Annotated in this window: 21 protein-coding genes; 12 read left to right on the top strand and 9 right to left on the bottom strand. The window is 61.3% G+C overall.

What is annotated here, in order from left to right:
* Positions 1-270: 270 nt before the first annotated feature.
* From PWG15_RS28680 to PWG15_RS28665, 4 genes are all read right to left on the bottom strand, one after another.
* A complete protein-coding gene (locus PWG15_RS28680; protein WP_275024889.1) occupies positions 271-663 on the bottom strand; it encodes a hypothetical protein in 393 nt (130 codons plus the stop codon).
* 96 nt (positions 664-759) lie between these two features.
* Positions 760-1,230 carry a Cu(I)-responsive transcriptional regulator gene (gene cueR / locus PWG15_RS28675; RefSeq protein WP_275024888.1) on the bottom strand — a complete coding sequence of 157 codons (471 nt, stop codon included), beginning with the start codon at positions 1,228-1,230 and terminating at the stop codon, positions 760-762.
* Between the two features lie 123 nt (positions 1,231-1,353).
* Positions 1,354-3,792 (bottom strand): heavy metal translocating P-type ATPase, encoded by a 2,439-nt coding sequence (locus PWG15_RS28670; protein ID WP_275027242.1) that lies wholly within the window; start codon positions 3,790-3,792, stop codon positions 1,354-1,356.
* 732 nt (positions 3,793-4,524) lie between these two features.
* Entirely contained in the window at positions 4,525-4,950 is a 426-nt protein-coding gene (locus PWG15_RS28665) for a DUF2721 domain-containing protein (protein WP_275024887.1), read from the bottom strand.
* A 280-nt stretch (positions 4,951-5,230) separates the two neighbouring features.
* Between PWG15_RS28665 and PWG15_RS28660 the strand changes: the two genes are divergently transcribed.
* Positions 5,231-5,890, top strand: a complete 660-nt coding sequence (locus PWG15_RS28660) for a hypothetical protein (protein ID WP_275024886.1) — start codon at positions 5,231-5,233, stop codon at positions 5,888-5,890.
* Here PWG15_RS28660 and PWG15_RS36595 read toward each other — a convergent pair.
* Entirely contained in the window at positions 5,786-6,451 is a 666-nt protein-coding gene (locus PWG15_RS36595; protein ID WP_425536776.1) for a class I SAM-dependent methyltransferase, read from the bottom strand. The genes PWG15_RS28660 and PWG15_RS36595 overlap by 105 nt on opposite strands.
* 425 nt (positions 6,452-6,876) lie before the next feature.
* On the opposite strand from PWG15_RS36595, the gene PWG15_RS28650 reads away from it, so the two are divergent.
* The 9 genes from PWG15_RS28650 (at position 6,877) to PWG15_RS28610 (ending at position 16,301) form a co-directional block, all read left to right on the top strand.
* Positions 6,877-7,305, top strand: a complete 429-nt coding sequence (locus tag PWG15_RS28650; protein WP_342457060.1) for a GSU2403 family nucleotidyltransferase fold protein — start codon at positions 6,877-6,879, stop codon at positions 7,303-7,305.
* 597 nt (positions 7,306-7,902) lie between these two features.
* The gene (locus PWG15_RS28645; RefSeq protein WP_275024884.1) at positions 7,903-8,490 is read left to right on the top strand and encodes a hypothetical protein; all 588 of its coding nucleotides are present in this window, start codon (positions 7,903-7,905) and stop codon (positions 8,488-8,490) included.
* Positions 8,491-8,512: 22 nt separating this feature from the next.
* On the top strand, positions 8,513-9,190 hold the full coding sequence (locus tag PWG15_RS28640) for a hypothetical protein (RefSeq protein ID WP_275024883.1): 678 nt from the start codon (positions 8,513-8,515) through the stop codon (positions 9,188-9,190).
* A 6-nt stretch (positions 9,191-9,196) separates the two neighbouring features.
* Positions 9,197-10,552, top strand: coding sequence for a hypothetical protein (locus PWG15_RS28635; protein ID WP_275024881.1), 1,356 nt, complete (start codon positions 9,197-9,199; stop codon positions 10,550-10,552).
* Position 10,553: 1 nt separating this feature from the next.
* Positions 10,554-12,728 (top strand): hypothetical protein, encoded by a 2,175-nt coding sequence (locus tag PWG15_RS28630; RefSeq protein ID WP_275024880.1) that lies wholly within the window; start codon positions 10,554-10,556, stop codon positions 12,726-12,728.
* A gap of 19 nt (positions 12,729-12,747) precedes the next feature.
* On the top strand, positions 12,748-13,824 hold the full coding sequence (locus PWG15_RS28625) for a hypothetical protein (protein WP_275024878.1): 1,077 nt from the start codon (positions 12,748-12,750) through the stop codon (positions 13,822-13,824).
* A 13-nt stretch (positions 13,825-13,837) separates the two neighbouring features.
* Entirely contained in the window at positions 13,838-14,686 is an 849-nt protein-coding gene (locus PWG15_RS28620; RefSeq protein WP_275024877.1) for a peptidoglycan-binding protein, read from the top strand.
* A gap of 40 nt (positions 14,687-14,726) precedes the next feature.
* Positions 14,727-15,455, top strand: a complete 729-nt coding sequence (locus tag PWG15_RS28615; RefSeq protein ID WP_275024876.1) for a hypothetical protein — start codon at positions 14,727-14,729, stop codon at positions 15,453-15,455.
* A gap of 96 nt (positions 15,456-15,551) precedes the next feature.
* Positions 15,552-16,301, top strand: coding sequence for an amidohydrolase family protein (locus PWG15_RS28610; RefSeq protein WP_275024874.1), 750 nt, complete (start codon positions 15,552-15,554; stop codon positions 16,299-16,301).
* Here the strand turns inward: PWG15_RS28610 and PWG15_RS28605 are convergent.
* Positions 16,277-17,674 carry a sigma-54-dependent transcriptional regulator gene (locus PWG15_RS28605; protein ID WP_275024873.1) on the bottom strand — a complete coding sequence of 466 codons (1,398 nt, stop codon included), beginning with the start codon at positions 17,672-17,674 and terminating at the stop codon, positions 16,277-16,279. The two genes, PWG15_RS28610 and PWG15_RS28605, sit on opposite strands and share 25 nt — an antisense overlap.
* Before the next feature lie 768 nt (positions 17,675-18,442).
* Between PWG15_RS28605 and PWG15_RS28600 the strand changes: the two genes are divergently transcribed.
* Both PWG15_RS28600 and PWG15_RS28595 read left to right on the top strand, forming a co-directional pair.
* A complete protein-coding gene (locus PWG15_RS28600; protein WP_275024872.1) occupies positions 18,443-18,952 on the top strand; it encodes a PTS sugar transporter subunit IIA in 510 nt (169 codons plus the stop codon).
* A 329-nt stretch (positions 18,953-19,281) separates the two neighbouring features.
* Positions 19,282-21,060: a cation:proton antiporter domain-containing protein gene (locus tag PWG15_RS28595; RefSeq protein WP_275024871.1), complete on the top strand. Its 1,779-nt coding sequence runs from the start codon at positions 19,282-19,284 to the stop codon at positions 21,058-21,060.
* A 748-nt stretch (positions 21,061-21,808) separates the two neighbouring features.
* Here the strand turns inward: PWG15_RS28595 and PWG15_RS28590 are convergent.
* The 3 genes from PWG15_RS28590 to PWG15_RS28580 all read right to left on the bottom strand — a co-directional run bounded on the left by PWG15_RS28590 (position 21,809) and on the right by PWG15_RS28580 (position 25,757).
* Positions 21,809-23,428: an MFS transporter gene (locus PWG15_RS28590; protein ID WP_275024870.1), complete on the bottom strand. Its 1,620-nt coding sequence runs from the start codon at positions 23,426-23,428 to the stop codon at positions 21,809-21,811.
* 53 nt (positions 23,429-23,481) lie between these two features.
* On the bottom strand, positions 23,482-24,480 hold the full coding sequence (glsA, locus tag PWG15_RS28585; RefSeq protein ID WP_275024869.1) for a glutaminase A: 999 nt from the start codon (positions 24,478-24,480) through the stop codon (positions 23,482-23,484).
* 239 nt (positions 24,481-24,719) lie between these two features.
* Positions 24,720-25,757, bottom strand: coding sequence for an AI-2E family transporter (locus tag PWG15_RS28580; RefSeq protein WP_275024868.1), 1,038 nt, complete (start codon positions 25,755-25,757; stop codon positions 24,720-24,722).
* Positions 25,758-25,807 lie beyond the last annotated feature (50 nt).

Genomic DNA, 25,807 nt, shown 5'->3' with positions numbered 1-25,807 from the left:
TCGGCAGGCAATGTGGCAGCGCATCCGCCCAGGATCATGGGCAGGAGCGCCATGGAAAACAAACGTTTCATGGTCAAACCTGAAATGTGAATGGCAGAGGTCGGCGACCGACCGGCATTGGACCGGGCGGGCCTCGTCGCGAACCGCGCTACGGCTTCGTGCGCCTCAACAGGTGCGCAAGGGCCGCGGCTCTTTGCAATGCTGCAGGCTCTCGCCCTTCAATCGGCTAGGATCAAAGGAAACATGCAGCAGCGGTCACGGATTCAAATGTCAGGCTCTTGGGGGGCGATGAAGGCCGTCGAGCTCACCCGGGGTCAGCTGCGGCTGCGGTCCGAAGTTGCGGATGGAGCGCGGGAAAACAGGATGGCTGGCGCCGAAATCGGCAAGAACGGCAACAGCGGCACAGAAGGTCTTGCAGCAATCCTTCTTGTCGGCCTTGCCGCTATCCTGGCCCGGCTTCACCTTGCCCTTGTCGAGGCTCGGGCAGTGCTCGGTCGCTGCTTGGATCGGGTTGTCTGAGGATACCTCGATCTGCATTGAGCCGTGCGCGGCCGCATGTGTCATGCCGGATGCGGTGGAATAGGGCATGAGGGCAAGCGATACGGCGATCGCCAGCTTCAGCACAATCAGCAAATGCAGATATGTGGTTCGCACCTTTTCCATATTCGATCCGTAGAAACGCCCGCGATTCCTGTCAATGCCGTGTGCGCCCGGCACCGTCACGAATGCGTGAGGCTTTGTCGGGTGCATTGAGTAAGTTCATCCATGGCGCCGGTTGCGAACCGGATCGATGCCGCTCGCACCGAAACGGGCGGGCTCCGTTCCCTTCGTGGGGGCGTTTCCAGCGTCCGCGAGGTCGTCGAGAATGGGACAGTCCGGCCGTCCGTCACCATGGCAATGGGCGGCGAGATGTTTCAACGTGCGGCTCATCGCCTTCAGTTCCTCGGCCTTGCGTTCGAGGATCTCGACATGCTCGAGCGCAATCTTCTTGACCTCGCCGCTGGCGCGCGACCGGTCGCGCCAGAGCGCCAGGAGATCGGCCATCTGCTCGACGGTGAAGCCGAGATCGCGCGAGCGTCGGATGAAACGCAGCGTATGGACGTCGTTGTCGCCATAGTTGCGGTAGCCCGCTTCGCTGCGGTCGGCCGGCGGGATCAGGCCGATGGTCTCGTAGTAGCGGATCATCTTGGTCGAGACGCCGGAGGCGCGCGAGACTTCACCAATGTTCATGACTTCACCTTTGGAGCAGCACGCAATCTTTTGGAGGAGCGTGCGTGTACGGCACGTCTTTCGATCGAATATAGGAGGTCTGCCCGGTTTCCGCCAAGTCGCTGGGAAATCCGGGCAGGGTTGTCAGTGTGCGGCCTTCGTTGCAGCCGCAACGGGCCTGAAGCCTCTGAGACGCAGCGCGTTTCCGAGCACGAAGACGCTCGATAGCGCCATGGCGCCGGCCGCAAAGATCGGCGACAGCAAGAGGCCATAGGCAGGATAGAGTGCGCCGGCGGCAACCGGGATCAGTACCGCGTTATAGGCGAAGGCCCAGAACAGGTTCTCCTTGATATTGCGGATTGTCGCCTTGGAAAGCGCGATCGCATTCGGCACGCCGAGAAGATCACCAGACATCAGCACCACGTCGGCGCTCTCGATGGCGACATCCGTGCCGGTACCGATCGCCAGCCCGACATCGGCTTCGGCCAGCGCCGGCGCGTCGTTGATGCCGTCGCCGACGAAGGCAACCGCCCGTCCGCCTTCCTTGAGCTTCTTGAGTGCCGTGACCTTGCCGTCGGGCAGGACCTCGGCGATGACCTCGTCGATGCCGAGCTTGGCGGCGATGGCTTCAGCCGTGCGGCGGTTGTCTCCGGTGATCATCGCGACCTTGAGACCAAGATCGTGCAGCATGCGGATTGCCTGTGGCGTCGTCTCCTTGATCGGGTCGGCAACCGCAATGATCGCTGCAAGCTTCCCGTCGATCGCCGCATAGAGCGGGCTTTTGCCTTCCGAACCCAGGCGAGCGGCCTGTTCGGCAAAGGCCGAGACGTCGAGCTTCAACTGCGCCATCAGCCGGTCCGCGCCGACATGGACGGTGCGGCCCGCGACCTCGGCACTGGCGCCGAAGCCGGGGATCGCCTCGAACTTTGCCGGCTCGGCGATTACCAGGCCCCTTGCCTTTGCCGCTTCGACGATGGCTTCGGCGATCGGGTGCTCGGAGCGGGTCTCAACGGCGGCGACCAGCGTCAGAACGGTGTCGCTGTCGAAGCCTGCGGCGGTTTCGAGGTCGGTCAGTTCCGGCCGTCCCTTGGTCAGCGTGCCGGTCTTGTCGACGGCGATGACGGTGGCGTTGCGCAGCGTCTGCAGCGCCTCGCCCTTGCGGAAGAGCACGCCCATTTCGGCGGCACGACCGGTGCCGACCATGATCGAGGTCGGGGTGGCAAGGCCCATCGCGCATGGGCAGGCGATGATCAGCACCGCGACGCCATTGACGAGTGCGAAGGTCAGCGCCGGATCCGGGCCGAAAACCAGCCAGATGCCGAAGGTGATCAGCGCAATGGCGATGACAGCCGGTACGAACCAGGCGGTGACGCGGTCGACCAGTGACTGGATCGGCAGCTTGGCGCCCTGGGCCTGTTCGACCATCTTGATGATCTGCGCCAGCACCGTATCGGCGCCGACCTTGGTGGCGCGGACGGTGAAGGAGCCGGTCTTGTTGATCGTGCCGCCGACCACTTCGCTGCCGGCTACCTTTTCAACCGGAACCGGTTCGCCCGTGATCATCGATTCGTCGACATAGGAGTTGCCGTCGATGACGCTGCCATCGACCGGAACACGGTCGCCGGGACGCACGAGAACGGTGTCGCCTGCGTTGACGTCGGAAAGCGGAACCTCGATCGTCTCGCCGTTGCGGATGACGCGGGCGGTCTTTGCCTGCAGGCCCATCAGGTGCTTGATCGCTTCCGATGTCCGGCCCTTGGCGCGGGCCTCCAGGAAGCGGCCGAGCAGGATCAGCGTCACGATGACGGCCGCGGCCTCGTAGTAGACGTTGGCGGTGCCGTCAGGCAGGAGATCCGGCGCAAAGGTGGCGACGACCGAATAGACCCACGCGGCCGACGTGCCGATCGCCACGAGCGAGTTCATGTCCGGCGCCAGGCGGAAGAGCGCGGGGACGCCCTTCTGATAGAAGCGCAGGCCTGGGCCGAAGAGCACCAGCGTCGTCAGCACAAACTGCAGATACCAGCTTTCCTGCATGCCGATATTGGTCATGACGAAATCATGCACTGCGGGGATGAAGTGCGAGCCCATTTCGAGCACGAAGATCGGCACCGTCAAGGCGCCGGCGATGAGCAGGGAGCGTGCGAGCTTTCGGGTTTCCTGTTCGCGCTTCTCGCCTTCGCGGTCGACGCTTTCGTCGCCGGTGATGTGCTTGGCGGCGTAGCCGGCAACACGAACCGCCTCTTCCAATGCGGCGGCTGTCGCGATGCCCTTCGTCACGCGGACGGAGGCGCGTTCGGTCGCCAAATTGACATTGGCTTGCGTGACGCCCGGCACGGTCTTCAGCGCCTTCTCGATGCGCGCGACACAGGAGGCGCAGGTCATGCCTTCGATGCCGAGTTCGATCGTATCTTCGGCGGCACCGTATCCTGCGTTTTCGATCGCCTTGACGATATCGGCCGATTTGGTGGTCGCATCGAAGCGAACATCGGCACGTTCCGTTGCGAGATTGACCGAGGCCTCGGTGACACCGGGCACGGCGCGGATCGCCTTTTCGACGCGTGCGACGCAGGACGCGCAGGTCATGCCTTCGACGGGTATGCTCGCACTCAGCGCGGCGGCGGAACTGGCCTCGAGATCGTTCGTTCTAATGGGGGTCACAGATCCCATGATCGTGCTCCTTTCTCTGTCTTTTGTCGCAAGATGGAGCTTCCAACGATGGGAAGGTCAAGGGCACTGCCGAACTTTCTTGGTTGCCGTTCTTCGTGACGGGCCAAAGCTAATTTGAGCGCCAAAAACACACGACGCAAACCCAAAAAATCTTGGTGTTTGCGTTTGCGTATGTCTTTAATTTAAATTGATAAAGCGCTCTGGCGCGATCTCGCGCGAACACAATTTCGTCACGCTCCATCTTTCGGGCCTATTCGTTTATGGAAGCGTTGCGAGGGGCAAAGACCCTCAGTAGCGATATGGATATTGGCGCAATCGCCGGGAAGGAAATCCTCGCGGAAAACGTCCTCGCATGCGCGGAGCGCCTTAGAACATACTAGAAAATAAGGAGGGGTGTAATGGTGGGCCCGGCAGGATTTGAACCGACTGCATTAGGAGGCTCGCGTCTGCCAACCCAGCTACCTCGCTCTCTTCCTTGATTCAACTCGATCTCCACAACAGCGCCGTCGGGCCGGAGAGTGGGATACTTGAGCGACATTTCTTCAGCTTTCATGCCGTGCCGCTCGGAGATTTCTGATTCCTGGCTCTAGCGACGGAAACTCTTTGGGCGACCGTCCAGGTGTCACCCTCGGTTAGTGGTGACTAGATCTAATGGTGATGGTCGTGCTCGCTCAGCGAAAGTCGCACGTCCTGCAGGAGCCGAAACAGCGAAGCCAACAGAAAACATACAGCCACGATAAAGAGCATGCCTGCGCCTGGCTCATGGCGATAACCTAGGAAGGCAACCACGAACCCAAGCAGCAACAGGAAGGTGATTACGATTCCGCCAATCACGGCCAGATGCAGAGAACTGTTCAACAGCAGTTCGCGCCGTTTCAGGCGGGCGATGTCGACCTTCAGCCATGCGCGCGTGGCGTCGCCATCGGTTATCTGATTAAGGTTCCGGATCCGCTCCGTTACCCCGGCCATCCGATTGATCAGGATCACCACAAAGGCCGCAACGGCGTTCAGCAAAAACGCAGGGGCGACGGCGTGGGTGATCATGGTCGAAAGTTGAGCCGCGTCGACTGACATTTCAGAGGGCATCTCGAAGGTGCTTGCGTCTACGACACAGGATCGTCGATCCAGAGCATGTCACTGATTGACCTTCGCGACAATTCCGTTCCGGCTCGTTCCGTAATGGCCTTGTTACCCGGCGTCTCCAAGGCTAGGCTACTGATGCTTTCGATCATCGCGTGAGTGCTCATCGGATCTTGGGCCCGGCCGTGCCGGCTATGGGAGTAACGATGGTGCTGTGTTTAACACGCCTGAACCCCGCTCATCTATTTTGAAGCCCCCGTCACGCAGGACGTCCATGACCGATCCCAGTCAAGCAGTCCGCGACGAGCCGCGCTGGCCTCCAGCGCTCGCGATACTCGCCGTGCTCGGCCTGTTGGCAGTGTTACCCCACCACGTCTACTTGATGCCGGTTTGGGTGGCCCATGGCGTCGCCTTTGCGGTGCTTGTGACGATGATTGCCGTAACGCTCAAGACTGGCAACATTCTCTGGCTCCGAATTGAGCGAACGGCGATCATGCTGTTTGCCGCGGTGTATGCCGCCAACACGGCCGCGGAACTCGCGGACATGATCGGCATAATCACGCTTCATCCGCCGGAAACGCGTTCGATTTCGCTTCTTTCCTCATCGCTGGCGATCTGGGTCACCAATGTTCTCACCTTCTCCCTGCTCTACTGGCAGATCGACCGAGGCGGCCCCTACGGTCAGGTGCACGGCGCGAGCGCAAAACCGGATTGGCTCTTTCCGCAGGCAGCGGCACCGGAAGCCACGTCATCCGACTGGCGGCCAATGTTCCTCGACTATCTGTCCCTTGGATACAACACTGCGACGGCGTTCAGCCCAACCGACGTGTTACCGCTTACACGACGGGCGAAAATGTTGATGATGGCCGAAAGCGCGATTTCTCTCCTGACTCTCGTCATCGTTGCGGCCCGTGCAGTCAACGTTCTCACGTAGCGGCACGTCAGCGGAACACGGCGGCCCGTTGACGTAGAGAAAGTACGTGTCTTTGGGTGCGCCCGGTGGATGCGGTAGCGAACTGGTCCCCGCAAGTTCGAGCGGCAAATCGGACAGGACGATGGCATGCGGCGAAAGGACCGCCGGGAGGCATCGGCTCAGTTTGGCGCTCGTCACAATATTGTTCGCTTCGACATACGAACCCATATCCGCATGTGCCAGGATGACCTGTCCGCCAAAGCGGGTGGCTGCGGCAGCAAGCGTCTCCTCGATGTCGCCGAGCAGCAAGTGATTCTGTGGCGGCGTGCAGTCGGCGAAACAGTCGGTCTCGCGATCCAGCACATAGATCTCGCGGTCCGGGAGATGGATGCGCAAGTGGTCATAGGTGCGACCGTGACCCAGACCCATCTCGAACACAATGCCCGGACGGCCGGCTATCTCTCGGAAGGCCCATTCGAGGCAGATGCGCTGGGCCTCCAGGCGGAAGAGCAATTTTTCGAGCCGGGAGTCTCTACGTCTCCCTTCAGCACGCGGTTCGTTCAATCTGGCGTCCGTCGGCATAATTTTCGTCCTTGGCGCGGTGTTATCATTCGTCAGGTGTCGGCCTCTCTCCAATCCGATCCACTGGTTGCGGTGAGCGGCTGAACCGACCTATGGTCCTTAGTCGGCCCTCGACCTACATCGGTGTGACGCCGTCGGTGGCGCCACAGTCTGAGCCATTTCATGCCGCGTCTCCACTTGGACAGAAAAGCTGAAGGTACTCGAAGCAGGGCGTTCAATGTTCCTGGGGGCGAGGGAGCGTCCACGACTTGATCAGTTTGTGAAGGAAAATTGGATCGCTGCCTATTGTCCTTTGGGGAGGCGGGCTCGAACGCTTTCAATCGTCGGGCGAAACGGCCAATGCCCTGTTGATCGCGCTGAAAACTTGGCGGCCGGGAACGGCTTATGCAGATAGGCGATGCAGCCCCTGGGGGTCAGATGACCACATGGATAAACCGGCCGATATGCCAGCCCTTGGTGGAGTCTCGGCCGAACCGCTGAGGTTCCTGGACTTCCTGATCTATGAGCCGATCAGAGCCGTCATGCTGCACAAGTCAGGCCTCAGCGTGATGGTACCAGCTCCGGAGCGCTACGCGATCCACAAGCTGATTGTCGCCAGCCGCTGCGTCGTTGATACGCTTGGTTCCGCGAAACGGGACGAGGACTTGAGGCAGGCCGTTCTCCTGTTCGAAGCACTCGATGTCGCCAATCGGCTCAATGAGCTGTCGGACGCACTGCACGAGGCATGGGAGAGGGGAGAGGCCTGGCGCTCCGCGATCAAGACCGGAATCGGCTACATGAGCCGCGCTGATCGGGCGAAGACGGAAGCGTTGTTCAAGGAACTCGGCGTCGATCCCTTCAAGGAAGATAGGTAGGGGCGGCTATTTCACAGATTAGCTGCTTGTTTCTGACCAAGTACTCGCGCCGATGCCGATCTTTGGATCGCGGCGCGATCCCCATTGTGATGTCGAAGAATTCCCAACACAGAACTTCGGCATCTGAGATCATGACCTTCAGGTCGGCAACGGTACGCGCTCTGTGATCTAGTAGTCACCCTTCGCCTTCCAGCTTTTGTACACCAGTTGCGCCGCCTGCAGTATTCCCGTCCTTGTCCATCGCCATCGTGAGATGATCAGCCAAGGTTGCTGCGACCAGCACCGACCTTTACCGAAAGTGCACGCCGGCACTCCCAATCTTTGCTGTTCAATCCTGGCTTTCAGCCGGCAGCAATCCGGGCAGCGGTGACCTTGGCAGCCCGCAAGAGAGCAGCGCGGAGGGGCTTGCGCTGCGCCGGATGGTCCCGACCAGAGGCGAATCGGACTTCGCCTGAAATCAGTACCCATCGCCCTGATTGCGAAGCTGCCTTCGCCCGGCGGGCCTGATTTTGCTTGAAATTCCGGCTGACGCGACTTGGCACGGAGCTTGCAATCTCTGTTTCAGCGCAGCTGGTGGCTGCCTATAGGAGCGTTGGCATGAGCAACAGGCTTCTCACCTACAATCCTGAGACCGAGGGCGCAGAGGGCCTTCTCATAATGGGCGTGCCGACGCGAGCGGCGCAGCCTCAGCCATCGACCGAGCTTGAGGAGCTCGAACTCGGCAGCGCCTTTCTCGAGGCCACGAGCAACAGCGAACTGGCCAGCGTCGTGAACCGGATTCTTCGTCATGGGGCATTGCTCGCCGGCAGGCCTATCGACCCGCAGGTCGTGCAGCACCTTGGATCGCGCCTCAACCGAGCCGGTCAATCCGTCAGGACTTTGCTGGCGCCGCCTGCGGGTCCAACCGACGCTGACCCTTCCGAGGCGATGGAGCGCATCACCGGCGCCGAGCTGGAAGGCCTGAGCGATGAGGATAAGGAATTCGAAACTGCGCGAGCGTTCGTACGCTTCGCCATGGAGGCCGGGCGCCTCGCCGCACGGGCGCCCTGGACCCAGCCGCCGGCTGCGATTGCCACTGCCGCGGCCAGGGTCGCGGCACGTCGCCACGCACCGGGATTGGACTTCGTCCAGCTTGTACCGGGTTTCCGGGCGCGCCGCGCCATCAGACGTCAGAGCTTTGCTTGAAAACCCAACCCAGGAGAGCGTCATGCATGACATCGACCGTACCCAACTGGAATTCCAGGAAGCTTCCCCATTCCAGAACGAGGAGTTCGAATTCCAGGAATTCGAATGGGGCTCCGGCCAGTCGGAGCTCAGCGAGAACGAGGAAATCCAGCTCGCCCACGAGCTTCTGGCCGTCAACAACGAGCAGGAACTCGAGCAATTCCTCGGCGACTTCATCAAGAAAGCCGTCAGCGTCGTTGGCCAGGCTGCGAAGTCGCCCATCGGCCAGGCGATCGGCGGCGTGCTGAAGGGCGTTGCCAGGAAGGCCCTGCCCATGGCCGGCCAGGCCTTGGGCGGTTACATCGGCGGCCCGCTGGGTGCCAAGATCGGCACCGGCCTTGCGAATGCGGCCGGCAGGGCGATCGGCCTCGAGCTCGAATTCGGCGAGAACGAGGAGTTGGAGTTCACCGGCGCCCGCCAGTTCGTCCGCCTCGCCTCAGACACTGCCAGGCAAGCGACCAACGCGGCCGCCGCCGGAACGGATCCGCGTACTGCGGCCCAGCAGGCCGTGGTGGCCGCCGCCCGCAAGCATGCCCCGGGGCTCCTTGGCCCTGCGGGCGGAGCGGCTTTGACGGCTAGGGCCGGCGGTATGCTCGGCCAACGTGCAGCCTCCGGCCGCTGGGTCAGGCAGGGCAACAGGATCGTCGTATACGGAGCCTGAGCTGCCATGGCGATCGACCCATTCACATTTCGCATGCTCGAGGAGGAGGCGCGCGGCCTTCAGACGCGGCTCGACCGCGTCAAGCCGTTCGCCTTGCTCGAGCCGATGGTGCCGGCCGCCAATCTGTTTCCGAATGCGCAGTCGGCGATCGAGAGAGCCCTCATCGACGGGCGAAGAGAGCTAAGGCGCCTGATGGCAAGCTTCCTTGCCTGGCTGCAACGCGCAAGGGCCGCGGCGACACCGGCCGATGCGCAACGACGCCTCTCGATCCTGCGCCTCAGGTTCCACCAGGTGCTCAACGAGTTCGACATGTACAGTGACGTCATCACGCAACGCAGCGAGCACGACAACGGGCCCTGGCTCTCAGGGCTCGATTCGGTCGCGGCCGATGCGCTCACTCTGCAGGGCCAATTCTACGAGCTGCCGCCGGTCGTGTGTCACCTGGAGCGCGGGCCCGGCGCCGCTATCCGCCGGGCGCGCACGCGACTGCCCGGCGGCCGCACAAGTCCGGTTGCGGTTATCCGCGTCCCGCGCGAGCGAATGGTCGGCAGCGGCATCGCCTCTTCGCTCATTCACGAGACCGGGCATCAGGCGGCTGCGCTGATCGAGCTCGTTCCCTCGTTGCGCGCCATGCTGAAACCGCTCAAGGAGCAGGCCAGCCCCGACAAGGATCTGTGGGCGATCTGGGATCGCTGGATCTCCGAAATCGTCGCGGATTTCTTCTCGGTGGCCCGTGTCGGCATTACCTCGACGATCGGCCTGATCGGGGTCGTCAGCCTGCCGCGCGCCTTTGTGTTTCGCGTCGACGTCAACGATCCGCATCCAACGCCGTGGCTGCGCGTGAAAATCAGTGCTGCGATCGGCCAGGCGCTCTACCCGCATCCGCAATGGGCCCGCATCGCGGCCCTGTGGGAACAGCTCTATCCGCGCGAGGGGCTCGACCTCGAGCGCCGTACCCTGTTCGAACGCCTCGAGACCCATATGCCGCAGTTCGTGGCGCGGCTCGTCGAGCATCGTCCGGAAAAGCTGCGTGGACAGACGCTGCCCGAGGTGCTGGAGGTCCAAACCCGCGCACCCATGCAACTTGCGCTGATGTTCCAATCATGGTCGCGGGCGCCGGCGGGCATGTACCGGGCGCGGCCGACGGTTGTTTTCGCGGTGCTGGGACAGGCCCGCGCCGACGGCAAGCTCTCTCCGGAAGACGAGAGCGTGCTGATCGGCAAGCTACTGACCTTCTGGGCGCTAAAGTCGACGCTCGACACCAGTTACGCATGCGCCCTCACGGGCGAGACCCTGCGCGGGGGACCTTTCCCTGCTGCTATCCGATCCCCGAACCCCAGTCTGACCATCCAAGGAGGATGAGATGAGCCCGAGCACCGTTTCCGACAAAGTTCGCATCACCGTCCATGTCAGGGGCCTCCTGAGCACCGGCCTTCGCGTGTGCCTGACCGGCGTGGAGGTCGCCATCATCGATGACCGGACGATCGTCACCCAGATCAAAAAAGGCAAGGATGTCATCGGATACATCGTTGAAAATTGGGACACCATCCATCACGAGACGACGAAGGCGGATGGCAAGGCCAGGTTCGAGATTCCGAGGCCCGACGACATGGAAGAGGACTATGCTGTCGTAGCGCGCTTCCATAACGACGACATAAAGGAGCAGAAGCCCTTCCTGCTCAACCAGGACGGCGAGACGAGCATTGCGCTTAAGCTGCACCTCACCGACAATTTCAAGATTTATGTGACCTCGCCCGACCAGACTTCATTCGTGGAGGTTGGCACTCGGTTGCCGACGCTTCCCGTGGGAAAGAGCGCCACGTTCAAGTTCCGCTGGCCCACGGGCAAGGCGAACGTGCATGCACAGCTTCGCGCTTCGCTGGGCCGCGTTGCGCCGGCTGCTCAAGATATCGAAGAGGGTGGCATGCTCGACAGCGAGTTCGTCCTGACGGCCGACCGCCAAGGCGAGGTCCATATGGTCGGTGGCTTCGGGAACGTGCCTCACCAAGGTTTCGACTTCGTCAATGATGCGACCTCGTCCGGTGTTATTGCACCGCCGGAGCCGTCGGCCGTTGTCGGCCCCGTCACCGTCACCATGCAGCGCGCGAGCTCGTTCTCGACCAGCGACATCTCGGTCGGGCCGGAGATTCGCCGTGGCACCGACGCGCTCCTGTTCAAGAACTACTTCGATTTCATGGACTGGGTGTTCTGCGGCGATCCGCTCGGAACCGGCAATCCGATCGATAAAGGCCGAACCAGGGACATGCTGTCCCGGACTACAAGGCGTCGGGCGCTGCCCTTCACGGACACCGATGCCTACCGCAACATCAAGGTCGCGACCGAAGCGTTCGTGATGGCGAATTGCGGTTTTCTCGGCGATGCGACCAGCTATACCCAGGACGACGCTGACTTCATCACAAACCGCGTCGTCGTGCCGACGAACATTGGCGATTTGGCCACCTGGCTCGGCCGTTATCTCGAATTCGACTTCCAGGCGCAGGCGGGGCTGCTTCCCTATCTTGCCGTTATCCGGCGCAAGATGGCCGACGAGCCGATCAAGCAGACCGATATCGGCGACGTCGACCTCGAGCTTGATCCGAACGATTTTCATGAGCAGGTGAGCCGCTGCTACGGGATACTCAAGTCTCGGCTGACACAGCCCTGCCTGCTCGAGCTCATCTGGTCGTACTGGCAGGAAGAAGGGATGCTCGTTCAAGCGATGAACTCGATCACGCGACGCTTCCAGAACATCCGAGGGCCGATGCAGAACGATCCTCTTGCCAACATGGAGGTCGACCCGTTGCGGCCGCTCAACAACCTGCTCTGGGGTTACATCCAGGACGAGCAGCACCGCTTGAGCGTCGTCAGGCGCAACTACGAATATGACCACCACTACGGGCTGAGGCTTTCGGGCAAGGCCGTCAACAACATGCGCCCTGCTGACAGCCGGTCGAAATTCCTGGAGGCCTTCCACACGCTGCTCTCCGTCGTGTCGCGCTTCTACCGGCTCGACGACGACACGACCGTCAAAGCGGACGCGTTCCCGGTGCTCAACGCCCTGAAGGAAGCGCACCTCATCCTGTCGCAAGGCGCGCACAACCAGTTCGGTGACCTGCCTTCGACGGCGCGCATCGAGATGCTCATGCAGCAATGGATACTCGCCCGACCCGAGTTCCGCGAGTTCCTGCCGACGCGCATCATGGTCGCCTATCCCGAACCCTGGATGGATCGTGTTGACGCCATGAAGAAGCTGCAGGGATGGTCGGACACCAGCAGCCTGCACTTCCGCAACCTCGCGATCTTTGGCGAGCAGGTGCTGCTGTCGGTCCGTTTCGGCAATTGGGCCGACGTCAACGATCCCTATAGCGCGCTGAACTGGGCTCGCTACTGGCGCTCCGAGATCCAGGGCTACCTGCATGCCTACAGGTCGGCGACCGGCATCGACTTGTCGCTCGACGTCCAGAACGCGCGGATCGACGCCACCATGCCCTCGGTGCATCTCGTCAGGCGCCTGGACGAGCAGCGGCGCCTGGTCTGACCGCGAGGGAGTGCGTGCCATGCTGGACTTCACGTCCGCACTCTATCTCGGGTTGGACCATCCGAGCGCATCGCTTGCCCCGTGGCAGGCGTTGACGCTCGGCCGGCCCGCCGCCCTCGATGAGCCCCCGGGGGCGCGCCTGCTGGCGCGGGACCTGGCGCTGCTCATGGGCGAGGAGGCTGGGCTGCTTTATCCTTCGACGCTGCACCTGTTCCGCGATCTGTTCCAGGCCGCCGTGTCGAAGGAGAGCCTTCTCATTTTCGACGCTTCATCCTATCCGATCGCACGCTGGAGCGCCGAGCGCGTCCAGCTCGACCAGGTGCCGGTGGAGACCTACCGGCACCATGATACGGCCAGCTTGGAGCGGCGGCTGCGAAAGGCGCGCCGCGCCGGGCAGCGCCCGGTCATCGTCACGGATGGGCTTTGCCCATCCTGTGGCCAGGTAGCGCCTCTGCCCGCTCTATCGCGCCTGGCGGCCGACATGGGTGGGCGCCTCGTGATCGACGACACGCAGGCGCTCGGTGTGCTTGGCCGCAACCCGTCGCCGGCCCAGCCACTTGGCCTGGGCGGTGGCGGCTCGCTCGCCTGGCATGGCCTGTCCTGTGCCAATATTGCGACGGGTGCGTCGCTCGCCAAGGCGTTCGGCGCGCCGCTGGCCGCGCTATGCGGCACCAAGGACTTCGTCGCGCGCGCCGCGCGTGATGGGGAAACCCGTGTTCACACCAGCCCGCCGTCGGTCGCGGACATGGCCGCGGCAAGGGGGGCGCTTGCGGCAAACTGCAGCGCCGGCGACACCTTGCGTGCGCGCCTGGTGCTGCTTGTCGAGCAACTTCGCGCCGGCGTGAGGCGGATAGGTTTGCAGGTCAGGAGCCGGCTACCGGTTCCGATGCAAACCATCGCCATGCCTTCCACCGACGCGGCGCGAGCCGCGCTGGAGTCTCTTGCCGGCATGGGCGTGCGCGCGCTGGCGACCCGTTCGTGCGGCGAGGGCAAGCCGAACCTTTCGTTTTTGGTGACTGCGCGTCATGCGCCGGCCGACATCGGCCGCCTGCTGGCCGCGCTGGAGCGCATCGCGGACGGCATTTCGGCCGCGTGAGACAGGAGGCGTTATGAGCACGATCCCGACCATCGACCCGTTCGCGGCGCAACTGGAATTCGAGCGCTCATCCAGGACCGCCCGTGGCGTAGCCACGGGAACGAGGGGTGGACAGCCGCTCCGCCCGACGCGCTCCTCCCAGCCGCCATACACTCCCGCCTGGCGCAGGCGGCGATCTGGCGGCCCGCGCTACCCGACGATCGGCCCTGCATACGACGAGCCGGATCCGCAGCCAGCGCTGCGCATGGCGGACGGAGAGCCGGCGCTTCCGGGCAGCTCCGAATATGTCCGCTGGGTGCAGGACACGCTCAACACTGCTCTCGGGACCACGCTTAGCGTCGACGGCGTCATGACCAACTCCTTACGCCAATGGATACGCGCCTTCCAGCGGCGTTGTCGCTTGCCGGTCAGCGGCTTCATCGGTCCGGATACCGAAGCCGCGTTACGCCGGGTCCGGCGCGACCGTGAGCAGCGCGAGTTCGAACTCGAATGGGAGCTATCGGGCGAGGCGCTGAGGGCGGAAAACGCGCTCGCGGTTGCCAATGCAAAGCCCGTCGCGCTCGTGCTGAAGTCGCTGGGAAAGCAGAAGATTCCCGGCCTCTACCGCTTCCACACGTCCACCGGCAAGTTCTACACCGGCAAAGCCGTCGATCTGCGCCGCCGCCTCGTCCAGCACATGTGGTGCCTGTCGCATTTCGGGAAGACCGCAAGAGGCATGAAGCTCGCGCTCCACCTCATGAAGGACGCCACGGAAGCGCAGGTACGTGCGCTCGAAAAGAAGATCAACGAGCATCACAAGAACGATAACAACCGCCTCAACAGGGTCACCGAGCTGGAGGTCCTCGCGCTCAACGAAATCTGAACACGCAATCATCATGTCACTCTAACAACAGGAGGCTAGTATGCATCCGCTGAGCTGCAATTGCCCAAACTGCCGCGCCGCGGCAGGGGAATTTGAACTGTATGGAGCTTTCGAGGCCGGCGAGCTCCTCTCCGAGAACGAAGAGTTCGAACTGGCCATGGAACTGCTCTCTGCCCAGAACGAACAGGAGCTTGAGCAATTCCTTGGCGGCCTCTTCAAGAAAGTCGGCGCCGGTCTGAAATCGGTCGGCAAGTTCGTCGGCAAGAACGTGCTGCCCGTGGTCGGCCCGGCGCTGAAGTCGCTTGCCAAGGCCGCACTGCCGATCGCCGGCGGCGCGCTCGGTTCGCTGATCCCCATTCCCGGGGTCGGAACGATGATCGGCCGGGGGCTGGGCCAGGCTGTGGCCAGCGCGCTCGAATTGGAAACCGCGGGGATGAGCCCGGATCAGGCCGACATCGAGAAGGCCCGCCGCTTTATCAGGATTGCAGCAACCGCGATCGCCGACGCCTCGGCGGCGCTCGGAACCTCGCCGGTCGTGCCCGGTTCTGCGCCTGCCGAGCAGATTGCGCGCAGCGTCGTGGCCAACGCAACGCGCCGTCATGTGCCTGGCGTGAATGCCACCGTGTTGCGGCAGGTCGCGTCCGGAGCCCGCACGTCGTACCCCGCGAAAGGGCTGGCCGCATCGGGTGGGGCTTCGGCGATCGCGGGAAGGGCTGCGGGCGGCAGGTGGTGGCGCCGCGGCAACGCCCTGGTCATCGAAGGCGTGTAAAACTTCCTGTCCGCCGCCACGGCTGTCCCCAACCCTTTCGGGACGAGCCCGGCCGTGGCGGGTCGGGTCCGGTAACCGCATTGAGGTTCTCTGGCCATGATCATCGACTGCCATTGTCACGCCGGAAAGGGCAACGGGCTCACGCAGCCTGCCGACACGTCCGCTCCGCTTGGCCGGTATCTCGCCCGTGCACGCGAGGCCAATATCGACCGCACCATCATCTTCGCGGCGTTTTCCGACGGCTACCTTCTGGCCAATCGGGAAGTGGCGCGCATCATTGCCGGCAGGCCCGATCGCCTTCTCGGCTTCGCCTTTGTTCACCCGGTCGCCGACAAGGGCCGCGTCGAGATGATGATCCGCGAGGCGGTAGTGTCGCTGGGCCTCGTCGGCATCAAGGTTCATCGTCACGACGGGCGCATTACCCGCGAGATCTGCGAAGCCGCGCGCCGCTATCGGCTTCCGGTCCTCTATGACGTCATGGGTGAAGTTTCGGTCGCCGAAATCCTTGCCCAAGAATATCCGGATGTACCGTTCATCATTCCGCATCTCGGTAGTTTCGCCGACGATTGGAAGGCGCAGAGCGGGCTCATTGACCATCTGGTCCGGCACAGGAACATCTTCACCGACACTGCCGGCGTACGCCGTTTCGACATTCTCGAAGAGGCGGTCAAACGCGCCGGCGCCAGCAAAATACTGTTTGGGTCGGACGGGCCCTGGCTGCATCCCGGCGTCGAGATCGCCAAGATCGAGGCGCTTGGCCTCAACCCCGAGGACCGCGCAGCGGTCCTCGGCGGCAACGTGCTCAGGCTTGTCAGTCGCGTTCAGGGGTTCTCGGTCGCCGCGTGACGAGCGCCGGCCACGGCCGCTTGGCCGTGACCGGCGCGGCGCAGTTGCAGCGCGCGATCGGTGATTCCGAGGCGGCGCGCGGCGCGATGTAGGTTGCCGCGCTCCTGTTCGAGCGACAGGTTGATGGCAGCGTTGGACACGGCGCGGCCGATTTCCTTCAGGCCAATGCCGTGATCGAAGGCGTGCTGGATTGCCAGCAGAAATCCGGGCTCGCCGAATGGTTCGGGCGGTCGGCCGCCCACCGGCCGATCGTCGAGCGGAAGCGCCCCGATCGTGATCGGCCCCTTGCCGACATGGCGCGAATGAAGACGCATCACCAGTCGTCTCAGATCGCGCACGTTACCTGGATAGTCACGGCTGACGAGATAGTCGGCCAGGGCCGGTTCGATTTCGGGAGCGGCGGCGTCGCCGCTAGCAGCCGTCAGGAAATGCCGCGCCAGCGGGAGGATGTCGGCGCGCCGCTCGCGCAGCGGCGGCGGGTTGATCACCCAGTCGGCGATCCGATAGTATAGGTCGCCGCGAAAACCGCCTTCAGCCACGAGTTTCTCCAGGTCGCGGTTGCTGGCGCAGATCAGGCGGAACTCGGTGCGGTTCCACACATTGCCGCCGACCCGCTTGTAGGTACGCTCCTGGATCACGCGCAGCAGCTGCGCCTGCAGTTGCAACGGCAGTTCGCCGATCTCGTCTAGGAAGAGCGAGCCGCCGTTAGCGAGTGCGAAGGCGCCGTCACGCTCCGTGATAGCCCCGGTGAAGGCGCCGCGTTCGTGCCCGAACAGCTCGCTTCCCGACAGCTCCGGAGACAATATCGTGCAGTCGACGACGACCAGTTCCGGCTTGCCTGCCCGCTTGCTAAGCTTGTGAATGGCCCTGGCGATCTGCTCCTTGCCGGTGCCGGTCTCGCCGATGAGGAGCACGTTGCCCAAGGAGTATGCGGCCGCCTCGACCAGTTTTCGCTTCAATGATTTCCAGCACAGCGAGCCACCGACGAGGCTTTGCTGAAGCGTGTCGCTCTCAACCAGCTGCGCGATCTCGATCCAGCGCGTGAGGCGCGCCGCGATTTCCTCAGGCAGCGCACGCTCGTTGCTCCAGTCGAGCACGTCCATGGCGCCTGCGTTGAGAAGCTCCCACCGCGGATCTGCCGCACCGTTCGAACCCGGGACCAAGACAACGATGAGCTGGAAGCGCTGTGACAACTCCTCGATATAGGCGATGAGCGCGGCATCGACGTCCGAGATGAAGGCAATGCAGTACTCGGTGTCGCCTTCGCGTTCTGCAAGCGCGTCCTGAAAGCCGAACTCCGACAGCCGGCTTCGCACGACATCGACGGCTGCCCCCGTGCCTGCGAAACACAAAAAACGGACCGGATACCCCATCGCGGCCGCTCCATATCAAGGGGCGATGGTTAAATCCGTAAAACCTACCGCGTCGAGGCGCGTTCGATCACTTGCTTGGGGCAAGTGCCGCCTTCCCAGGCCCGGCCAATGCGCAAAAAGAGGTGGCGCACATCATTTGACGGAATTTCAACACCATCGTTGCCGACTCGACTATCACGATTACGCTGCGCTGACACTGGGCAACCTCTCGGCTGCCATTACGAAGATGCGAACCAAAAGAACCACAGTCCCTGCCCGGCGCGTGGGCCAATCTTCAAGCTAGGGAGAGTATCTCGCATCATTGATGAGTTCAACCAAACCTGGGTCTTCCTCAATTTGTGTGGTTCATTCGCCGTTAACGATAATGCCGCAATGGGCGGGCATGCGAACCAAAACGAAATGGGCATACGGCCCAGGTCAACGTTCTGAGCGTCGCGCTCACCGATGATGAGAGCCGCGTTGTTTCCAGTGGGGGATCACCCGCATTCGCGCAAATGTGGCATGACAGCCGCGCGATGGCCTTCGACGACGCCGTCGAACGGCTGCACTTGACCCGCTTCCACGTATCTGGCCGCAATTGAGCGGCGGTCGATTGGTGACCAACAGATGCCTCTTGAGGACGGTTGTCCCCGCTCCGGAAGACTATTGGGCGTGTGCTGAATGCGACGTTGCTTGAAATTGGAGGGACAATGCGCCCGTTCAAAATTTGGTAATATGGAGTGAAAACAGCGCGATCTTTGCCGGCCAGAGAGAAGCGGGGAGGAGAAGATGAATGATGAAAAACTCGGCTTTGAGGATGACTTGATGCTCGGCGTGCCGGCGAGCGGTGGGCGGGCGGTTCTCCAGGCCATTTCATCTCACCTGGCGCAGCGCACTGGCGTCCCAGCCAGTGTCGTTCTAGACGGCCTGCTCGACCGAGAGGCTCTTGGTTCTACGGGTTTCGGGGAAGGCTTTGCCTTACCGCACGCGTTTATTCCGGGTTTGATAGCTCCGGCCAAAGTCCTTGTTACCCTGCGCGAACCGATCGAGTTCAAAGCACCCGACGACGAGCCAGTCGATATCTTTCTCGCGGTGATATGGCCCTACGATCAACACGAAGGTTTCTTGCAATACCTCTCCAAGCTTTGTCGTGTCTTTCGCTCGAAGAAGTTGTTGGTGGCCCTGCGAGGGGTACGATCTGAAACAGAGGCCTTAATCGTGATTTCGGCGGCCACTTGCACAACTGCTCCAAGTGCACAAAGCCCTGCCAAGGCCTCATATGGCCGGCTCGTGCGGTAGTTCGATGCCCTAAATCGCGTGTAGCGCATTCGGTGGTCGCTTCGCGCGGAGTCTTGGCTGGCTCGGCGTAGGAAACAAGCTTGTTCTCCCGTTTCCAGCGCCGCTAGCCAGCCAGGCATTGGCCATGGACGCGGGTTTGGGAGGCGTACGAACCTGCTGACGTCACGAAGCTCTTCGTGTGGGTGCGGAACCGTCGTCGTGGCCAGCCTGGGGTACCACTCCCGGGGGCATTCCTCTGAAAATGAGAGTAGAATCCTTCAGGGGAGGAAAGAGATACCAGTCGGCTTGGTATGAGCCCGTCACTCTGAACCTATGGTTGTGAGTAATCGATGACGCCAGGACTAGAAAACTACAGGGAACTTCTGCTTTTTCTGACGACGGCCGGCGTCATAGTGCCACTGTTCGGGCGATTGAAACTGAGCCCGGTTTTTGGGTTTCTCGCAGCCGGCGTCCTGCTTGGTCCCTTCGGTCTTGGAGCACTCGTAGGAGATTGGCCGTGGCTGTCTGCAATCTCTATCACTGACGCCGGACAGATCGCGCATCTTGCGGAATTCGGCGTGGCGTTCCTGCTTTTTATGATCGCGCTTGAGCTGTCGTGGAGCCGTCTTCTGTTAATGCGCAAGCTCGTCTTCGGATTGGGCGGCTTGCAGGTTCTCACCTCGACAGCCGTCCTCGCGGCCGTCGCGGGCATGCTGGGCCAAACGCCGGCGTCAGCGGTGGTGCTTGGCAGCGCGCTGGCCATGTCGTCGACGGCGATCATCCTACCGTCGCTTGTCGAGCGCAAACTGCTGAACACGACGGTTGGACGGGCCAGTTTCGCCGTGCTGCTCCTTCAGGATTTCGCGGTGGCGCCTCTCCTGTTCATGGTGACGATTTTGGGCACACGTGGGGGGACGGGGCTCGGCGCCGGCCTGTTATACGCCCTGGCGCCTGCTGCAGTGGCGCTTTTCGCGATAGCCGGCCTTGGTCGCCTCATTCTGCGACCTTTGTTCAAGCTGGTCGCGACAACAAAGAGTAACGAATTGTTTGTCGCTGCATGCCTCTTGGTCGTAATCGGTTCTGGTCTAATCACAGCCCTCAGTGGTCAGTCGATGGCGCTCGGCGCTTTCGTTGCAGGTCTCTTGCTCGCTGAAACCGAGTATCGTCGTCAGATCGAGGTTACCATCCAGCCCTTCCAGGGGCTTTTGCTTGGGCTCTTTTTCGTAGCCGTTGGAGCTCGCCTGGATCTTTCCGAGATCATTGCTAACCCGGTCGTCACCCTCGGCGTCGCGATCGGGCTGTTTGCCATCAAAGCTCTGACCCTCTTTCCCGTCGCGCGTATGTTAGGGCTGACGACCCGTAATGCCCGCGAGGTCGCGCTCGTACTAGGACCAGGCGGCGAGTTCGCATTGATCCTTATCAGTGCTGCTGTGGCAGGCAATGTGGTCCCTGGTGCCGTTGCCGCCACTGCTACGGTCGCGGCAACCTTGACGATGATCGGCGTTCCCTTGCTGGTGCGCCTGTTAGGCCGCGATCGGGCATATACCGGTACGGCTGATCCTTCGTTTGCAGGATTAACGCCCCAGCATGATGACGGCTTAGAGCGTGTAATCGTCGTTGGGTATGGACGTGTCGGGCAACTGGTCGCGGAGATGCTCACGCGACATGGGTTGAGGTTCCTGGCGGTCGACGCGGATCCCGTGCTTGTAGGCAAGGAGCGAGGGCGCGGCACTACGATCTATTATGGCGATGCCACCCGAGTCGAGTTGCTTCGACGCTGCGGAATCCAGAGTGCTCGCGCGCTTGTTGTGACCTTGGATAATGCCGAGGCGGTGGCGTCCATCGTCTGCTCTGCAAGATCCGAGCGGGCGGATCTCACTATTGTCGCCCGCGCACGGGATGCGGTGCACGCAACCGAATTATACGAACTCAAAGTGACGGATGCCGTGCCAGAGACCATCGAAGCCAGCCTCCAGCTGTCGCAGGCGGTGCTCGTTGGCATCGGTATCCCGATGGGCCCGGTGATAGCATCCATTCACGAGCGGCGGGATGAATTTCGCAAGATGCTTCAGCCAGAGGACGGTTCGAAAACGGAACGGCATGCGATCCGGCCGCGGAAATCGAAGTGAGTCGAATATGGGTACAACCATTCATGCCAAGAAATGGGCCGCCGGGCTTGCCGGCCGTCATAGAGTTCAGTGCAGTGGGGCGCTCGCCGCCTGCCGCTCTTTCCCTGTCATGGAAGGTTCCTGGTCGATTTGAGGTGGACGGCCAGAAGTTCGACCGCAGGCAGGATGACGCCGTTTTCACGCCCGCGTCGTGGATGTGGCGCGGAACTGGTGAAGTTCTCACGAATGTGAGCTAGCAGTCCGTCATCAAATAAACCTGCATCGCACTGCTCGCCCAAAGGCAGCCCCGGAAGCGTCGGGAGAGTATGCTTGGCTAGAGTGACTGTAGAAGACTTCGCTTCCCACGCGCGGGATCATTCCCACAGACTCGCCTGGTGGACGCGGCGGGCGTGCTCCGTATAGGTCAACAACAAAGGCCGGCGCTGGCATGTCGCGCTGTGTATAAAGTATTTCCTTGCGCTAGAGTCATGGACCCAGCGGCCCGTTACGGCAACGAAAGTGTTGCTGCCGGCCTCGGTCTGTTGCAGAGGCTCCACGTCTCTGACCGGATTGTGGTCGGAGTCCGAGATAGCTAAGACTCGATTCAAACAGCATGATCATGGCGAGGTTGACCGACGCGAGCGTTAGCATTGCGTAGTCATCAGCCAGCGACGTGTAAAAGGGCAAACTGCGAAGCTGCTGGCGCCGTACGCGTCCCAAGGATCCTCAGCAAAGCGAGGAGGCGTACGAATCCGATGACAGCCACTGATTACCTGTCCGGGATTTCCCCCGGTCGGTAGCTCGGCAGCCGTCCCGCTGGGAGCAACGCCAGAAGCGCAAGTCCGGCCATAATCAAAAAGCCGACCTTCAGGGCCAGGAGCCTTGCGTCCGTATTGATGCGCAACGCCTCCTGCTTTTGCTCAGGCGTGGCTGTCGTCGCTTGAATGACAGACGCCAGGTGATCGTTGCTGACGAAGGTGATGCTATCGAGATTGACCTGGGATTGGATTTCGATTGGCAGAGTAGGATTTGCCGCCAGTTGACGCATGACCGCCGAACTTAGGAGGCCCACGAGCAGAGCGCCTGAAACGGCAGTTCCGACGGCTGCGGCAAGGTTGTTGGTGGTTCCTCTCAGGGAACCGACGTCTCCGGCCAGATGTTTCGGAGAAGCCGTCACCAGCACATTGAACAGGAGGGTAACCAAGGATCCCTGACCAACCCCGAACAGGATGAGCCCCAACAGTACAGGGCCAGAACTCCAGTCGTTACGGACAACGAACGCAAGCCATAACAGCGCGACCGCGCAGGCAGCAAAGCCGAACCGGCCGATCTGTCGTGGGGTAAGCCTCTCATAAAAGCGAACGATCAACATTGCTGCAAAAAAGACGGTCAGGTTGAAGGGCAACATAGCGATTGCCGTCGCAAGGGGCGAACGTCCTTGGACAATCTGAATGTACAGCGGAACGGTAAAATTAAGCGCGGCCTCAAGTGCGACGACTGAGAACATGGCATAAACGGCCGCCCTTTCCTGAGGAGAGTCAAGCACTTCCAATGGCAGCAGTGGTGTACGCCCGGACGCTTCGCGACGTCGAGTCCACAGGAAAAAAGCCTGTCCGAGTAGAATGCCGACGACAATCATGATTGGAGCCGGTGAAACGCCGAGGAGGTTAAATGGGGCATTGGGACCCGCCAGGATCATGCCCCAACCATTTAGATTGTTGAACCCGAAGCTGATCAGAATGATCGCACTCGCGGCAAACAACACGCCGACTACATCGATTTTCACCTCAGGACGTCCTTGATCCGGCTTCAGGCGGAAGCTCAGGAAGAGAACGATGGCTGAGACGGCGACGAGGATGCCAAAAACGGGCCTCCAGCCAATGTATGTGCCGAGCACACCGCCAACCAAGAATGCTAGAACGCCGGCGCCGGCGCGCGCAGATCCCAAGGCACCGAGGGCGGTCGCCTGCTGACTGCCGCGATAATTTTCCGCAATCAATGCGACGAGCGCCGGCACGATGACAGCACCGGCAGCGCCGCAAAGGCCCTGGGCCGTGATCATGGCCGTTGCATTCGGGCTAAGCGTCATCAAGATTTGCCCCGCCCCGAATACAACGACTGCCAAGCGGAATACCTGCAACGCACCAAAGCGTTGAACGAGCTTGGCACCAAGCATGACGAAACCCGCCACGATCATGGAATAGGCAACGATCCCCGTGGCAATCACAGTTGGCGCCACACCGAAACTGTCGACCATACCCCCCAACGCCACTGGCAACGAGGCAACGTTGAATGACATAATCGCTTGGCCGAAGGCGATCGCGACCATCGGAACCCAGGATGCGTGAGCATCCATGTCAGCGTCGGGCGCGGATCCGGCAGTGGACATGGTTCGCTTCGCTCCTTCGCGAATAGCCGCCTATGGCGATGAAATGACCTCGATTAGTTGCCTGAAGACGAGATCAGCAGATCAAGCCCGAGCCGTTGCGACAGGAATTGTGCAACGAGTTGTCCTTTGACGCTGTTGCCGGCTTCGTCGAGAGGCGGAGCGAAGGTGCCCAGGCCACCCTTGCCGGGTGAAACCGTCACGATTCCGCCTCCGATCCCGCTCTTGCCCGGCAGCCCTATTTCATAGAGCCAATCGCCAGAAGCTTCGTACAGGCCTGCCGTCAGCATGACGGCCAAGGCGTAGTGGCAAACCTCCTGCTTAACGACCCGATCCCCCGTGATCGGATTGATGCCGCCATTGGCAAGGGTCGCTCCCATGACGGCAAGATCGCGTGCGCTGACATTCAGCGAGCATTGCCGTGTGTAAAGCTCCACTGCTTCAATCGGGTCACAATAGATGCGCCCCACACTCTGAAGCATCCACGCGATGCTTCTGTTTCTGGCGTTGGTTTTCGAGGCCGATTCGTAGACCTCTTCGTTCACACGGAGATCCCTGCCGGCAAAGCGATTCAGGCCCTGAAGGATGAACTGCCATTTCGCCTCACCGCTTTCACCGGGAACAAGGCTTGTCGTGGCGATTGCGCCAGCGTTGACCATGGGATTGGTGCGCCCTGCAACATCCCTCTCGACGCCCGTCAAGGAGTTGAACGCATATCCGGTGGCATTGACCCCAAGTCGGTCGCGGGCGCCAGTCGCGCCGATCACGTCGCAAATCAGAGCGAACAGAAACGGCTTTGAAACACTCATGATCGTGAATTCGTGGTCGGCATCGCCGACCGAGAAGACACGTCCGTCGAGCGCCACGACACAAATGCCGAAAAGATCACTCGGCACATTCGCAAGTGCTGGATAAACCTGAGAATTGTGGCCGAGATCAACGCCGGCAAATCGCTCGTGAGCGGATGTCACCAACCTGGAAACTGCGTCTGCTGGGGGCAGGCGGCCAGTCGAAACATAGACGTTCTTGTCGCCAGACGAATCCACGAGCTCCATGCACTTGATCCCTTGTCGCAGAGATGAATTGTGACTGGCCTTAGGAATTCTTGCTGTGATTGTGAGCGTAGAATGAAATGGTCATTTTCACAAGCGAAAGAAAAAGCACAATTCATGCGACGTGGTTGGATGCAGATGAATACCGTCTGGTGACCGCTGTAATCTAATATGGGGAGCAGAAATATGAAAGCATAAATGGCGCGTTCAGTAGTATTCTAGGTAGAATGTGTCGCCAATTCCTACTCTCTTTCTCCGGCGGGTTTCTGATCAACGTCGATACACTCGTGGCCATGCGCCAACAGGGCAGCAACCCACCGTGTCCCGTCAAAACAAGCACAATAGACAGTGAATGCAATCAGGATCGGAACTCCGATAAAGGCGCCCGGCAACCCCCACATGAAGCTCCAGAAGAATACGGCAAAGATCACGGCAAATGGCGAGATTGCCAACGTCGCCCCTGTCAATCGGGGTTCGAGATAACTTCCGATGATAAACTGGATGATGCTGAGGCTGGCGAAGATGAGGAGAGCCGTCTGCCAGGATTCGAACTGGCCGATGGCAAAGAGGGTCGGCAGCGCTGTTGCCACCATCGGGCCGAGGAACGGAATGTAGTTGAGAGCGAACGCGATTGCACCCCATGCACTCGCGAGTTCCAGGCCTGCGCTGAGCGCGAAAAGCCAAACGACAAATCCTGTCAGGATACTGGCGAAGGTTCGAACGAGCATGAAGCGGCGTAATTTGATGCCGATTAACCGATGCGCCATGACAATGCGTTGGCCGAAAGGTTGGACTGCTGGCGAGAGCAGACGTGCATTGAAATCGTCAACCTCCAGCAGCCCAAGCATCACGAAGATGAACACGAGTACGGCAGATCCGGCGAGGCTGTTCAACTTTACGGCTATCGTCTGAGTAACCCCGACCAGCCAGGAGACGTCGAAACGGTCTGTCAGGGGTCCTAAGATAGCAATTCCGTGCTGCTCCAACCACGCCGTCCATGTCAAATAGGTGGTCTGGAACCTGTCTGCGTTCGCAAGCAGCCAATGTCCAAGCTTGCCAAAACCCCAGACAACGGAAGATCCGATAACGATCGTAATCCCCATCGTCACCAGAAGGGCGATCAGCAAAGCGAGTAGTTTCGGCATCCATCGTTGTAGGCCGCGTTGAAGCGGCCAGATGTTCGCGATGATAAACAGGGAAAAAGCCAGCGCAATGAAGATCGAATGGCCCGCAAACAGCAGAGCGAGCACAAGAATTCCTGCCACCAAGGGCCCCGTCATCGGCATTCCTTTCTTGCGTGGCTCGAGGTTGAAGTCCAGTCCGCATGACT

Source organism: Ensifer adhaerens (assembly GCF_028993555.1).
Taxonomy (GTDB): domain Bacteria; phylum Pseudomonadota; class Alphaproteobacteria; order Rhizobiales; family Rhizobiaceae; genus Ensifer; species Ensifer adhaerens_I.
Note: the sequence above shows the minus strand (reverse complement) of the source record. Positions and strands in the feature narration are given on the sequence as shown.